Origin of the sequence: Martinezella lusitana, assembly GCF_014207095.1 — a bacterium.
GTDB lineage: Bacteria > Pseudomonadota > Alphaproteobacteria > Rhizobiales > Rhizobiaceae > Rhizobium > Rhizobium lusitanum_B.
Map to the genome: position 1 here is coordinate 1 of NZ_JACHBG010000005.1, position 12,143 is coordinate 12,143.

15 protein-coding genes are annotated in these 12,143 nt (G+C 59.8%); 5 read left to right on the forward strand and 10 right to left on the reverse strand.

The window, feature by feature from the left end; all coding sequences use genetic code 11:
- Positions 1-148: 148 nt before the first annotated feature.
- Both GGD46_RS12690 and GGD46_RS12695 read right to left on the reverse strand, forming a co-directional pair.
- The gene (locus GGD46_RS12690) at positions 149-2,212 is read right to left on the reverse strand and encodes a M3 family metallopeptidase (RefSeq protein ID WP_184704289.1); all 2,064 of its coding nucleotides are present in this window, start codon (positions 2,210-2,212) and stop codon (positions 149-151) included.
- Between the two features lie 97 nt (positions 2,213-2,309).
- Positions 2,310-2,951: a LysE family translocator gene (locus GGD46_RS12695; protein ID WP_184704291.1), complete on the reverse strand. Its 642-nt coding sequence runs from the start codon at positions 2,949-2,951 to the stop codon at positions 2,310-2,312.
- A 161-nt stretch (positions 2,952-3,112) separates the two neighbouring features.
- On the opposite strand from GGD46_RS12695, the gene GGD46_RS12700 reads away from it, so the two are divergent.
- Positions 3,113-3,595, forward strand: a complete 483-nt coding sequence (locus GGD46_RS12700) for a MarR family winged helix-turn-helix transcriptional regulator (protein ID WP_184704293.1) — start codon at positions 3,113-3,115, stop codon at positions 3,593-3,595.
- 79 nt (positions 3,596-3,674) lie between these two features.
- Here GGD46_RS12700 and GGD46_RS12705 read toward each other — a convergent pair whose 3' ends face one another.
- Positions 3,675-4,898 (reverse strand): argininosuccinate synthase, encoded by a 1,224-nt coding sequence (locus GGD46_RS12705; protein WP_184704296.1) that lies wholly within the window; start codon positions 4,896-4,898, stop codon positions 3,675-3,677.
- A 179-nt stretch (positions 4,899-5,077) separates the two neighbouring features.
- On the opposite strand from GGD46_RS12705, the gene GGD46_RS12710 reads away from it, so the two are divergent.
- Together GGD46_RS12710 and GGD46_RS12715 are read left to right on the forward strand one after the other, a co-directional pair.
- Complete coding sequence (locus GGD46_RS12710; RefSeq protein ID WP_184704298.1) at positions 5,078-5,932, forward strand: SDR family NAD(P)-dependent oxidoreductase; 855 nt, start codon at positions 5,078-5,080, stop codon at positions 5,930-5,932.
- Positions 5,933-5,994: 62 nt separating this feature from the next.
- A complete protein-coding gene (locus GGD46_RS12715; protein WP_184704300.1) occupies positions 5,995-6,636 on the forward strand; it encodes a LysE family translocator in 642 nt (213 codons plus the stop codon).
- Here the strand turns inward: GGD46_RS12715 and GGD46_RS12720 are convergent.
- Together GGD46_RS12720 and rlmN are read right to left on the reverse strand one after the other, a co-directional pair.
- Positions 6,620-7,036 carry a hypothetical protein gene (locus tag GGD46_RS12720; protein ID WP_184704302.1) on the reverse strand — a complete coding sequence of 139 codons (417 nt, stop codon included), beginning with the start codon at positions 7,034-7,036 and terminating at the stop codon, positions 6,620-6,622. The two genes, GGD46_RS12715 and GGD46_RS12720, sit on opposite strands and share 17 nt — an antisense overlap.
- 5 nt (positions 7,037-7,041) lie before the next feature.
- Positions 7,042-8,277: a 23S rRNA (adenine(2503)-C(2))-methyltransferase RlmN gene (gene rlmN / locus GGD46_RS12725; protein WP_184704304.1), complete on the reverse strand. Its 1,236-nt coding sequence runs from the start codon at positions 8,275-8,277 to the stop codon at positions 7,042-7,044.
- On the opposite strand from rlmN, the gene GGD46_RS12730 reads away from it, so the two are divergent.
- The gene (locus GGD46_RS12730) at positions 8,258-8,524 is read left to right on the forward strand and encodes a hypothetical protein (RefSeq protein WP_184704306.1); all 267 of its coding nucleotides are present in this window, start codon (positions 8,258-8,260) and stop codon (positions 8,522-8,524) included. The genes rlmN and GGD46_RS12730 overlap by 20 nt on opposite strands.
- 50 nt (positions 8,525-8,574) lie before the next feature.
- Here GGD46_RS12730 and GGD46_RS12735 read toward each other — a convergent pair whose 3' ends face one another.
- The 3 genes from GGD46_RS12735 to GGD46_RS12745 all read right to left on the reverse strand — a co-directional run bounded on the left by GGD46_RS12735 (position 8,575) and on the right by GGD46_RS12745 (position 10,233).
- Complete coding sequence (locus tag GGD46_RS12735) at positions 8,575-9,138, reverse strand: invasion associated locus B family protein (RefSeq protein ID WP_184704308.1); 564 nt, start codon at positions 9,136-9,138, stop codon at positions 8,575-8,577.
- A gap of 333 nt (positions 9,139-9,471) precedes the next feature.
- Positions 9,472-9,861, reverse strand: coding sequence for a YkvA family protein (locus tag GGD46_RS12740; protein ID WP_184704310.1), 390 nt, complete (start codon positions 9,859-9,861; stop codon positions 9,472-9,474).
- 66 nt (positions 9,862-9,927) lie between these two features.
- Positions 9,928-10,233 (reverse strand): 4a-hydroxytetrahydrobiopterin dehydratase, encoded by a 306-nt coding sequence (locus GGD46_RS12745; RefSeq protein WP_184704312.1) that lies wholly within the window; start codon positions 10,231-10,233, stop codon positions 9,928-9,930.
- 138 nt (positions 10,234-10,371) lie between these two features.
- Here GGD46_RS12745 and GGD46_RS12750 point away from each other — a divergent pair, with 138 nt between their 5' ends.
- On the forward strand, positions 10,372-10,854 hold the full coding sequence (locus GGD46_RS12750; protein ID WP_184704314.1) for a low molecular weight protein-tyrosine-phosphatase: 483 nt from the start codon (positions 10,372-10,374) through the stop codon (positions 10,852-10,854).
- Here the strand turns inward: GGD46_RS12750 and thpR are convergent.
- Positions 10,785-11,381 carry an RNA 2',3'-cyclic phosphodiesterase gene (thpR, locus tag GGD46_RS12755; RefSeq protein WP_184704316.1) on the reverse strand — a complete coding sequence of 199 codons (597 nt, stop codon included), beginning with the start codon at positions 11,379-11,381 and terminating at the stop codon, positions 10,785-10,787. The genes GGD46_RS12750 and thpR overlap by 70 nt on opposite strands.
- Before the next feature lie 68 nt (positions 11,382-11,449).
- Positions 11,450-12,100 carry an arylesterase gene (locus GGD46_RS12760; RefSeq protein ID WP_184704318.1) on the reverse strand — a complete coding sequence of 217 codons (651 nt, stop codon included), beginning with the start codon at positions 12,098-12,100 and terminating at the stop codon, positions 11,450-11,452.
- Positions 12,101-12,143: the final 43 nt, after the last annotated feature.

The window sequence follows — 12,143 nt, forward strand, 5'->3', positions numbered from 1 at the left end:
ATTGATGCTGGCCTCCATTCCAGCATCAATGATCAATCACAAATCTGCTGATTTGGGAATCCCGCAACGATTCCGATAAGAAATGATCCGCTCTAGTCGCCAAAGTTGACATCTGGCGACTGACTTTTTCTGCATCGAAACACTAAAATCAGGCCGCAAGGCCCTTCTTCTTCAGCATGGCATCCGGGCTCGGCAGCTTGCCGCGGAAGGCCTTGTAGGTCTCTTCCGGGTCGATCGAGCCGCCAACGGAATAGATGTTGGCCTTCAATTTTGCGGCCATGTCCGCATTGAAGGCATCGCCGGTTTCCTCGAAGGCGGCGAAGGCGTCAGCGTCGAGCACTTCCGACCACATGTAGGAATAGTAGCCAGCCGAGTAACCGTCACCGGCAAACACGTGCTGGAAGTGCGGCGTCGCATGGCGCATCACGATCGATTTTGGCATGCCGATTTCGGCAAGCACTTCGCCCTGCACCACCATCGGGTCCTCGACCGGGCCGCGAGTGTGGAAGGCCATGTCGACCAGCGCCGAAGACGTAAACTCGACCGTGTTGAAGCCGGCGTTGAAGGTGCGGGCCGCCAGAACCTTGTCGAGCAGCGCCTGTGGAATCGGGGCGCCGGTCTCGTAGTGAACGGCATATTCCTTGAGAATGGCGGGCACCGTCAGCCAGTGCTCATAGAGCTGAGAGGGTAGCTCGACGAAGTCGCGGGAAACGCCGGTGCCCGATACCGAGGGATAGGTGACGTTGGAAAGCATGCCGTGCAGGGCGTGGCCGAATTCGTGGAACAGCGTGCGCGCATCGTCGATCGACAGCAGCGCCGGCTTGCCCTCCGCCGGCTTGGCGAAGTTGCAGACATTGTAGATAATCGGCAGTTCGCCGACATGGCCGTTCTTGAGCGGCAGCTTGTGCTGCGACTGGAACGAGCTCATCCAGGCGCCGGAGCGCTTCGAGCTGCGGGCGAAATAATCGCCGAGGAACAGGGCGACAAGCTTGTCGGAACGATCACGGATCTCGAAGACGCGCACGTCGGGATGATAGGCGGGAACGCCCTTCTGCTCCACAGCCTTGATCCCGAAAAGGCGACCGGCGACATCGAAGCACGCGGCGATGATCTTCTCGAGCTGCAGGTAAGGCTTCAGCTCCGTTTCGGAGAAATCGAACTTCCGTGTCCGGATCTTCTCGGCATAGTGGCGCCAGTCCCAGGGCATGACCTCGTGATTGCGGCCCTCCTCAGTGATCAGCGCGGCGATATCCTTTTCTTCCTCGCCGGCACGAGCCGCCGCCTTCGACCATACGGCCATCAGCAGATCATTTACGGCCGTCGGCGTCTTCGCCATGGTATTGTCGAGCTTCAGCTCGGCGAAGTTGGCATAGCCGAGCAGCTTGGCCTTCTCCGCCCGCAGTGCCAGCGTCTCGCGGATGATCTCGCGATTGTCCGTCTTGCCGCCATTGGCGCCGCGCGCCACCCAGGCGTTGAAGGCCTGCTCGCGCAGATCGCGGCGCTCCGATGAGGTCAGGAACGGCTCGATGATCGAGCGCGACAGGGTGACGGCATATTTGCCCTCGTCGCCGCGTTCGCGCGCTGCCGCCGCCATGGCGTCGCGCAGATAGTCGGGAAGGCCAACGAGGTCCGCTTCTTCCGACAGCAGGAGCGCCCAGCTCTTTTCATCGGCAAGCACGTTCTGCCCGAATTGCGTACCGAGACCGGCGAGCTTCTCGTTGATTGCGGAGAGCTGGTCCTGCTCCGCTTTCGGAAGCTTGGCACCCGCCTTGACGAAGCCCTTCCAGTGTCGCTCCAGCACGCGGGTCTCTTCCAGCGTCAGGCCAAGCGTGTCACGGCTGTCCCACAGCGTATCGATGCGCGCGAAGAGCGCGGTATTCGTGCCGATCTTTGAATAATGCCGCGCCATCTTCGGCGCGATCTCACGCTCCAGCGCCTGAATGGTCTCGTTGGTATGCGCGCCAGCCTTATTCCAGAAAAGCGCCGAGATGCGCGACAGCCCATCTCCGGCCAGCTCAAGCGCAATCACCGTATTGGCGAAGGTCGGCGTTTGCGTGTCGGCAGCGATCGCATCGATCTCCGCCTCATGCGCGGCAAGCGCCGCATCGAAGGCAGCTGCAAAATCCGTATCCTTCACCGCGTCGAAACGCGGCAGCCCCTGATGTCCGGTCCATTCGATGAGCGCAGGATTGACGGCGGCAAGAGAAGACATTCAGGGCATCCTTTCGACAGACATCTGATCGAAGCACGATATAAGGCTACCCCCGCCGAATTGGTATGGCGGGGCGAAACAAATTCATTGAGGAGGATCAGGCCTTGCGCCAGCCGAGCAGGCCCGGCGTTGCGTGCAGAAGCGCCTGCGCGGCAAATCCCATGAAGAGTACACCGGAACAGCGCACGATCAGGCGCTCATGCGCGCGATAGAAGCGCCGCACGGCGCCCGCACCGATAATGCTGATGAGAATAATGTCGGCCGTTATGAAGCCGGCGAAGGAAACGGTCAGCAGCAGCGGCAGCGCGCTGAAGGTCAGTGCGCCGGCGGAACCTGCGACAAGGGCCGTGAAGGTCGCGAGCGCCACGGGATATCCCTTCGGATTGGTAACTCCGAAGATCAGGCCGCGGCGGAAGGGGCGATCGACATTGATAAGCGCTTGGCCGTCACCCTTCGGCTTGGCTGTCACGGCATTCCAGCCGATCCAGGCAAGATAGAAGCCGCACATCAGTCCAAGCAGATCGAAGACGAAGGTGCCGATGGTCTTGGCGCCGACGATGGCGATCAATGCAAGCGTCGACCAGATGAGGTCGCCCAGCAGGTGGCCGCTGACGAAGAATGCGCCGGCCTTGCGTCCCTGCCCCGCCCCGATGCCGAGCAGCGCCAGAAAGGCGGGACCAGGAATCAGCACATAAAACAGCGCCGCTAAAAAAGCGCCGACAACAAGCGATTGTGTCATGAGCGGGGATCCTTACTGCTGATCGCGCGAGAGTAGCAACATCCCAGATCCGGTCAAGTTGCCGTTCTTTTGTGACGGAAGAAGACGTTGTGTTCATACGCTTAAACCAATAAGAACGTGGTTGGGGCCCCAAAATGAAAAGCGTAGGTAGGGAAACGCTTATGAACAGCAGGATTAATACGGATTCGCTCGCTTTTCTTGTGAGCGATTGCGCCCGTTTGATCAGGACGGCCTTCGAGCGACGCATTCTTGTCGCTGGGCTCGGTCTGACGGCGGGCGAAGCAAGAACCTTGATGCAGGTCGCCGCCATCAACGGCAGCCGGCAACTCGACATCGCCTCCCGGATGGGGCTGGAGCCGATGACAGTCAGCGCCTTTCTGGACAAGTTGCAGGCTCGAGGCCTGATCGAGCGTCAGCCCGATCCACTCGACCGTCGCGCCAAAAGGATCGTGCTTTCGGAATCGGCCCAGGCCAAGCTGCAGCAGATCGACAGGGAAGTCTGCGAGGTCGAACGCAACGCGACGCAAGGCTTCGATCAAGGACTGCAACTGCAGTTGCATGATGCGCTCTGCGCATTCCGCAGCAATCTGCAGAAGGTCGAAGTGCCGACAGAGATCGAGCGCGAACTGAGGCCGGTGGACTAAGCACCAGCAGCCTTGTCGTTTCGGCAAATAAAAACCCGCCTCTGGTGACCAGAGGCGGGTTTCTTCATTTCAACGGCACTTACTTCGACAGGTTGCGCTTGCCGAGCGTGCGCAGACGCAGCGCGTTGAGCTTGATGAAGCCGGCCGCATCCTTCTGGTCGTAGGCGCCCTGGTCGTCCTCGAACGTCACCAGCTTGTCGGAATAGAGCGACTTCGGGCTTTCGCGGCCGATGGTCATGACATTGCCCTTGTAGAGCTTCAGCGTCACTTCGCCTTCGACATGCTCCTGGCTCTTGTCGATCAGGGCCTGCAGCATTTCGCGTTCCGGCGAGAACCAGAAGCCGTAGTAGATCAGCTCGGCATAGCGCGGCATCAGCTCGTCCTTGAGGTGCGCGGCACCGCGATCGAGCGTGATGGATTCGATGGCGCGATGGGCTGCGAGCAGGATCGTGCCGCCGGGGGTCTCGTAAACGCCGCGCGACTTCATGCCGACGAAGCGGTTCTCGACGAGGTCGAGACGGCCGATGCCGTTGTCGCGTCCATATTCGTTCAGCTTCGCAAGCAGGGTTGCCGGGCTCAGGCGCTGACCATTGATCGAAACGGCATCGCCCCTTTCGAAGCCGACCTTGATGACCGTGGCCTTGTCGGGAGCGGCTTCCGGCGAAATCGTGCGCATATGCACATATTCCGGGGCTTCCTGCGCCGGATCTTCTAGAACCTTACCTTCGGAGGAGGAGTGCAGCAGGTTGGCGTCGACGGAGAACGGCGCTTCGCCCTTCTTGTCCTTGGCAACCGGAATCTGATGCTTTTCGGCAAATTCGAGCAGGTCGGTGCGGCTCTTGAACGACCAGTCGCGCCAGGGGGCGATGATCTTGATGTCCGGGTTCAGTGCATAGGCCGAAAGTTCGAAGCGAACCTGGTCGTTGCCCTTGCCGGTGGCGCCATGCGCGATGGCGTCGGCGCCGGTCTTCTTGGCGATCTCGATCAGATGCTTAGAGATCAGCGGACGGGCGATCGACGTGCCGAGCAGATAGACGCCTTCATAAACGGCATTGGCGCGGAACATCGGGAAGACGAAATCGCGCACGAACTCTTCGCGCACGTCCTCGATGTAGATTTCCTTGATGCCGAGCAGTTCGGCCTTCTTGCGCGCCGGCTCCAGCTCTTCGCCCTGCCCGAGATCGGCAGTGAAGGTCACAACTTCGGCGCCCAGCTCCGTCTGCAGCCACTTCAGGATAATCGAGGTGTCGAGGCCGCCGGAATAGGCGAGAACGACTTTCTTCACGTCTTTATGTGATGCCATGATGAGTTCCGTTTCAACGCGAGCCAGGGGAGAGGCCCGCAAACCTGTATCGCGGAACTTTTAGCGAGATTATCGTGAGGCGCAAGGGGAAGCGCTGCTTAGGCCCCTCGGCGAGTTTGACACCTCCTCGCAAAGCGCCATATTCGGCACCGAGTAAGCACTGCCGGGAGGGCACGCCTTTGACCGATATTCAAGACATTTTCAGGAAATCCAATGTTGCCGTCGTCACCGGCGGCGCCTCTGGCATCGGCTTGGCCGCTGCGAAATACTTCGCCTCGCTCGGCATGAGCGTCGTCATCGCCGACCTCGGCGGTGATCGGCTGGCCCAGGCGGCGACCGCACTCAAGGCGATCGCGGGCGAAGAGCATGTACTGGCCGTCGAGACCGACGTCGCGAGCAAGGAAGCGCTAGAAGCACTGGAGCGTGCGGTCCTGCAGCGCTTCGGCCGCGTGCATGTGCTGATGAACAATGCCGGCATCGGCCCGGAAACCTCGATCTTCAGCGCCCAGGCCGGCTGGGATGCCATCCTCGGCGTCAATCTGCTCGGTGTCATCAACGGCACGCGCGTCTTCGGACCCAGCATGCTGGCCCATGGCGAACCGGGCGTCATCATCAACACCGGCTCGAAGCAGGGCATCACCACACCTCCCGGCAATCCCGCCTATAATGTCTCCAAGGCCGGCGTGAAGGTCTTCACCGAAGCGCTGCAACACGAATTGCGCAACACGGTAGGCGCCAAGATTTCGGCCCATCTCCTTATTCCCGGCTTCGTCTTCACGGGTCTGACCAAGGGCGAGCGCACGGAAAAGCCCGCCGGCGCCTGGACGCCGGAGCAGACGGTCGAGTTCATGGTGGAAAGCCTGAAGCAGGGCGATTTCTACATCCTCTGCCCGGACAACGACGTCGCCCGACCTGTCGATGAACGCCGCATGCTCTGGGCGGCCGGCGATATCGTCGAGAACCGCCCGCCGCTGTCGCGCTGGCATGCGGACTATGCCGATCAATTCAAGGCATTCCTCGAAAAGAAGGATTGATTTGCAATCCACCGAAAGCCGGATAGAAAAAGCCAATCCCTTCCGGCTTTCGGAGCATTCCCGTGGACTTCATACCCAGCCTGCCGACCCTTCTTGCCTTTTCCGCAGCGAGCCTGCTGCTGGCGATGACGCCCGGCCCCGACATGACGCTGTCGATCAGCCGCGCGCTGATGCAAGGCAAAAAGGCAGCGCTTTTCGTGGTGCTCGGCACTACGCTCGGCGTTGTCGTCCACACCTGCTTGGTGGCCTTCGGCATCTCGGCACTGATTACGGCCTCGCCGGTTGCCTTCACGATCCTGAAGACAGGCGGCGCTGCCTATCTGCTTTGGCTGGCGATCCAGGCAATCCGCTTCGGCTCCAGCCTTTCGGTCAAGAAGGTCGATGCGGTCGCCGGAACGCCGCTCGCCAACATCTCCAACGGCTTCTGGGTCAACCTGCTGAACCCCAAGGTCATCATCTTCTTCATGACCTTCCTGCCGCAGTTCGTGACCGCCGGCGATCCCGCCGTCACCCACAAATTACTCTTTCTCGGCTTTTTCTTCATCGTCATCGGCATGCCGGTGAACGCGCTCGTCGTTCTTGCCGCCGATGGCCTGTCGTCCTGGCTGCAGCGTAACCGCGGCGTGATGCGCGGCCTCGACTATACCTTTGCCGGCGTCTTCTCGATATTCGCGGTAAAGATCTTCTTCACTCAGTCTCGCTGAGAATTGGATGGCGGCCGGCGATCAGCCAGTAGACGGTGGCGCAGGCCGCGCCAAGGAAGGCAAAGCAGACCGCGATCGTAATCAGATTGAGGGTCTGCAGCTTCTCCATGGCGCCGGAAATCAATATGGACGCCACAGCCGACAGCACCGCACCATAGATCGCATACCCGGGCCAGCGACGGACTCCACGCCATTCCATGATGGGAATGACGATAAGCGATGGCAAAATGCTGACGATCATTGCAGCCTTGGTCATCTCGATGGTGAGAGCGATAAGCTCCGGTACCCCGCTTCCCGGCAGAGTATAGGCAGCCACGCAGGCCAACACGAAACCCATCAGAGCGCAGGCGGCGAGATAGCCCCATAGGAGCCTGATCGGCCTGCGCAGTCCAAGGAGCATCGACCTCAGTCCTCGCCGTGATTGGCGATCATCATGGCTTCGAAGGCCAACCGCTCAGTCTTGCGCATGCGTTCCGATTCCGACTTCAGCTGACCGCAAGCCGCGAGAATGTCGCGCCCGCGTGGCGTGCGGATTGGAGAGGCATAACCGGCCGAATTGATGAAATCGGCGAACTTTTCGATCTGCTCCCAGTCGGAACACTGATAGTTCGTGCCGGGCCAGGGGTTGAAGGGGATCAGATTGATCTTGGCCGGAACGCCCTTCAGCAGCTGGATCAGCCCCTTGGCATCCTCGAGGCTGTCGTTGACGCCCTTCAGCATCACATATTCGAAGGTGATGCGCCGCGCATTCGAGAGGCCGGGATAGGCGCGGCACGCATCCATCAACTCTTTCAGAGGATACTTCTTGTTGATCGGCACCAGCATGTCGCGCAGGTCGTCACGCACGGCATGCAGCGAAATCGCCAGCATGACGCCGATCTCATCGCCGGTGCGATAGATTTCCGGCACGACACCCGAAGTCGAAAGGGTGATGCGGCGCTTCGACAGCGACAGGCCGTCACCATCGGATGCGATCAGCAGCGCTGTCTTGACGCTGTCGAAATTATAGAGCGGCTCGCCCATGCCCATCATGACGATATTGCTGACCTTGCGTCCCTCGGCTGGCATGACGGTGCCCTGCGGCGCTTCGCGGTCCGGAAAATCGCCGAGCCGGTCGCGCGCCAAGAGCAGCTGCGACAGGATTTCTTCCGCCGTCAGGTTGCGCACAAGCCGCTGCGTGCCGGTGTGACAGAAGGAACAGGTGAGTGAACAGCCGACCTGGCTGGAAATGCAGAGCGTGCCGCGGCCTTCTTCCGGAATGTAGACGGTCTCGACTTCGACGGGACGACCTGCGCCGCGCGGCGGGTAGCGCAGCAGCCACTTGCGGGTGCCGTCGTTGGAAACCTGCTCCTCGACGATCTCGGGGCGCGCGATGGTGAAATGCGTCTTCAGCATCTCGCGCATGTCCTTCGAGACATTCGCCATCGCGTCGAAATCGGAGACGCCCCGCACGTAGATCCAGTTCCAGAGCTGGCTGACGCGCATCTTGATCTGCTTGTCGGCAACGCCCTTTTCCCTGAGGGCAGCCGCCATTTCCTCGCGCGTCAGGCCGATCAGCGACGGTTTTGGCACCAGCTCGACCGGCTGAGATACCGGCATCGGCTTGAGCTTGGAGGGTGTTATGACATCGGTGGCGGACATACGATCATTCCAACGGTTCACATCGGCGATGCCGCAAAAGCTGACGAAAGCTGCGGATGCGGGCAAGGCACGGAAATCTGAAGATTCATGCGGCGGCCGGGCAAGCTATCTTCAAGCTGTCTGCCGGACACCTGCTATTGGCGCGGCCTTTAGCATTAATTTCCGCTCGCGTCATCCCTTTCCCTCAAAAGCAAAGGTTGACCTCAAAAGCGAAAGGCCGGTCGACATGACCGGCCCCAATCACTGAATTCGCAGCACCGGGAGGATCACATTGCCGTGATCCCTCGATCCTCGATCTCATTTGCAGCCTTCGATCTTCTTCAGAGCAGCGCTGACACCCTTCAGAGAGTAGGTGTAGGAAGTCGCAGTTCCCTTCTTCGAAGTCGCGGTAACCTTCAGAGAATGGCCGGATTTCAGCGCCGCCACCAGGGCCGGCTCCTGCGCAGCATTCTCAACCCAGGCGCCCTTGTCCTTCGTGAACATCACAAAGGTCTTGTTGTCGATGACGACGTTGACCTTGGAATTCTCTTTCAGCGGATATCCCATCATAGCCTGCGGCTCGTAGGAAATGTTCTGGCCCGGACGCTGCGAGACGATGAAGAAATTATCGCCATGGTCGATGCCCGAAGGCGGCGACTTTACCGTCGGTACCGAGAGAACATAGCAGACCTTGCCGCCGGCAGACTGATAGGAGTAGGCGCCCCAGGCGTCGAACTGCTGGATGGGCGTGGGAGCCGTGGGGGCTGCTGCTGCTGCTGCCGCTGGTGCCTGCGTCTGCTTCGGCTTCTTGGTCTGCGCGGACGCGATGCCGGTGCCGGCCAGAACGAGCGAGAGGGCGATTGCGAAGCTTTTTACAAACATGTTTTCCTGCCGATTTTGTGCGGTCCAGAGCTCATGGCGATTCGATTGACGCACGCCGATGCTCGTGAGCTGCCCTATTTTGACTTTATTCAGGTTACCAAACCGTCAACGCAGCACTGACCTCTCTCGGCTCCGTTCCATTTCAATCCAGGTGTCGAACGGAGCTTGAAACGCATCAGAAGGAATTGGAAAACCCGGATGGCGAAATACCACCCTACAGTTTAGATTTAAGACAGAAAGATTCGGGCAAGAATTTGACCTCGCTAAAATCAGGGGGGCCTCATAAAGGTCTGGAAACCCGAGAGGAATCAGATCGCCCCCATAAAGCGGCCACTAAACCGTCTTCATGGCCTCCGGTCCATTCTCCAAAGCCCGGTCGGCGGCGTCATAGTGCTCCTGGCGGATATGACCGCGGATCATGCTGAAGGCGAGCGTCAGCACGGCCACATCGTCCGTATAGCCGATGACGGCGAAGAAATCGGGAATGATGTCGACAGGCATGACGAAATAGCCGAGCGCCGCCAGCAATATGCCGCGGACACGGGTCGGCATCTGCGGGTCGAGCGCGCAATAGAAGGCGGCAACGACGTCGCGGGAAAAGGGAATGTGGCGAGCCGCCTTCCGCAGGGTCGGCCAGAACTTTCTGCGCACCGACTTTTCCTGCTCTTTCTGGGTCTCTTCGTCACCAGGCATCAGGATTTCCCCGTACTTGATGTCATCCATTCCATTCACCTCTGTTCGTGCCCGTTGCCCGGACCGTGTAAACATATGGTGATCGCAGGGTGCGATTCAATCGATCCGGCGCGCTGCGGCCTTCTCCATTGCCTTCGCCATCTTGATGTCGTGATCGGTCAGGCCGCCGACATCATGCGTCGTCAACTTCACTTCGACGCGGGAATAGACGTTGAACCATTCCGGATGATGGTTGAACTTCTCCGCCGCGAGCGCTGCTTCGGTCATGAAGCCGAAGGCCTCGACGAAGCTGCAGAACTTGAAGGTCTTCGAAATGGAAAGCCCATCGGCCGCAAGAGCCCAGCCTGAAAGCTCCGCAAGATTTTCATCGATTGCCGCCCGGTCCAGCTTTTCGTATTTCATTGCAGATCACTCCTCTCCAGAGCGCCGTGCTTCCTTTCGGAAGCACAAAGGTCGCTCTATCTGTTTGAATCTACGCAACAGGCTTTCCGAAAATCGATTCCGGTTTTCGGGCCGATGCTGGAAGGGTTGAACCATAGCATGGATCGTCACAGGATACTTTTCGTCTGCGCCGGCAATATCTGCCGCTCGCCCCTTGCCGAAGGCATCTTCCGGCATCTGGTGGCGCAGGCCGGCCGCTCGTCGGAATTTGAAATCGCTTCGGCCGGCACCGGCGGCTGGCATCAGGGCGAACGCCCCGACCGCCGCTCGATCGCCGTTGCTGCCGGACATGGCGTGGATATTTCCAGCCAACGCGCCCGCCGCATCGAGACAGCGGATTTCGGCCGGTTCGATCTGATCCTCGCCATGGATCAAGACAATTTGAAGACCCTGCGCAAAGCTGCACCTGCCGATGCACTCGGCAGGCTACATCTCTTCAATGCCTTGGCGCTGGGCGGCAGCAAGGACATTCCCGACCCCTATTATGGAGGCCGGGAAGATTTCGAAGCCGTCTATACCATGCTCTTGGCTGGCTGCGGTGCACTGTTGCCCAAACTCGGGAAAGTGCTGCGAGACTCGTGAAGCGGAAAAATCTCTTCCGTGAGATAGGGACCACCGCCAACTGATTCGCGCGAGGAAAGAAGCACGAACCGGCCGACCGTGAACGGCTGGGTATAGAAATTGCCGCGACCGGAGAGATAGTGCACGACATCATCGACCCGCGAGGATTTCAGCCTGGCGAGCGTGACGTGCGGTGTGAACTTGCGAGGATCGGGCTGCAGGCCGATACGCTGGCAGATGCGCTCGATCTCGCCTTGCAGCGCGAACATGTCCGGCGACTGCGAGACCCCGGCCCAAACCGAATGCGGTTTTTTGGAACCGAAGGAACCGATACCCTCCAGCCGCAGCTGGAACTCAGGGCGATCTATCCGGTCCAGCCGGTCGACGATTTCATCCGCCGTGCGGCCATCGACATCGCCGATGAAGCGCAAAGTGATGTGATAATTTTCAACGTCGATCCACCTGGCTCCCGGGAGACCACCGCGCAACAATGACAGGCTCATGGCCGCGTTGCGCGGAATTTCGAGGGCGGTAAAAAGTCTCGGCATGACGAGCACTCCCCGAATCTCTTGCAGGTATAAGCAGGGAATCACGCATTTGCAGTCGGTGCAAGCACCTATTTCGCACCTGCGTCAATCATCCCTACAAACTTGATAACGGCCGGTAAGATACGCTCGACCATGACGTCGACGCCCTTCGGGTTCGGATGCATGCCGTCGGAGAGTTGCAGGTCCGCTTGGGCAGCCACGCCATCGAGGAAGAACGGATAGAGCGCAAGTTGATATTTGTCGGCCAGGCGCTTGTAGATCGGGTTGAATTTCTCGGCATAGTCCGGTCCCATGTTGGGCGGCGCCAGCATGCCGGCGAGGAAGATCGGGATCTTCCTTTCCTTCAACCGTTCGATCATCGCCTCCAGATTCTTCTCCGTCTGCTCCGGCGGTATCCCGCGAAGCGCATCGTTGGCGCCAAGCTCCAGGATCACGCCATCCGTGCCGTCAGGCACCGACCAGTCTATGCGCGAAAGCCCTCCGGATGTCGTGTCTCCGGAAACGCCGGCATCGGCGACGGCGAGACCCAGCCCCTTCGCCTTCAGCGCAGCCTCCAGCTTGGCGGGAAACCCGTCGCCGGGCGGCAGCTGATAGCCGGCCATCAAGCTGTCGCCAAAGCCGACCAGCTGGATCGTCCTAGCTTGCGCAGCGCCCGTCGCGCCAAACAAAAGACCGAAAGTGATGACAGCGAAGTGAAACGCAGCAACTTTAAAACCCATGATCCATTCCCTAAATTCGCTGCTCGGGCCAGTCGCGCCCGCC

Coding starts and splice junctions, on each gene's coding strand:
- rlmN (WP_184704304.1), bottom strand. CDS start 8,277: ATGTCCGCCACCGATGTCATAACACCCTCCAAGCTCAAGCCGATGCCG.
- GGD46_RS12750 (WP_184704314.1), top strand. CDS start 10,372: ATGGATCGTCACAGGATACTTTTCGTCTGCGCCGGCAATATCTGCCGC.
- GGD46_RS12760 (WP_184704318.1), bottom strand. CDS start 12,100: ATGGGTTTTAAAGTTGCTGCGTTTCACTTCGCTGTCATCACTTTCGGT.
- GGD46_RS12745 (WP_184704312.1), bottom strand. CDS start 10,233: ATGAAATACGAAAAGCTGGACCGGGCGGCAATCGATGAAAATCTTGCG.
- GGD46_RS12730 (WP_184704306.1), top strand. CDS start 8,258: ATGACATCGGTGGCGGACATACGATCATTCCAACGGTTCACATCGGCG.
- thpR (WP_184704316.1), bottom strand. CDS start 11,381: ATGCCGAGACTTTTTACCGCCCTCGAAATTCCGCGCAACGCGGCCATG.
- GGD46_RS12720 (WP_184704302.1), bottom strand. CDS start 7,036: ATGCTCCTTGGACTGCGCAGGCCGATCAGGCTCCTATGGGGCTATCTC.
- GGD46_RS12740 (WP_184704310.1), bottom strand. CDS start 9,861: ATGGATGACATCAAGTACGGGGAAATCCTGATGCCTGGTGACGAAGAG.
- GGD46_RS12700 (WP_184704293.1), top strand. CDS start 3,113: ATGAACAGCAGGATTAATACGGATTCGCTCGCTTTTCTTGTGAGCGAT.
- GGD46_RS12735 (WP_184704308.1), bottom strand. CDS start 9,138: ATGTTTGTAAAAAGCTTCGCAATCGCCCTCTCGCTCGTTCTGGCCGGC.
- GGD46_RS12695 (WP_184704291.1), bottom strand. CDS start 2,951: ATGACACAATCGCTTGTTGTCGGCGCTTTTTTAGCGGCGCTGTTTTAT.
- GGD46_RS12705 (WP_184704296.1), bottom strand. CDS start 4,898: ATGGCATCACATAAAGACGTGAAGAAAGTCGTTCTCGCCTATTCCGGC.
- GGD46_RS12690 (WP_184704289.1), bottom strand. CDS start 2,212: ATGTCTTCTCTTGCCGCCGTCAATCCTGCGCTCATCGAATGGACCGGA.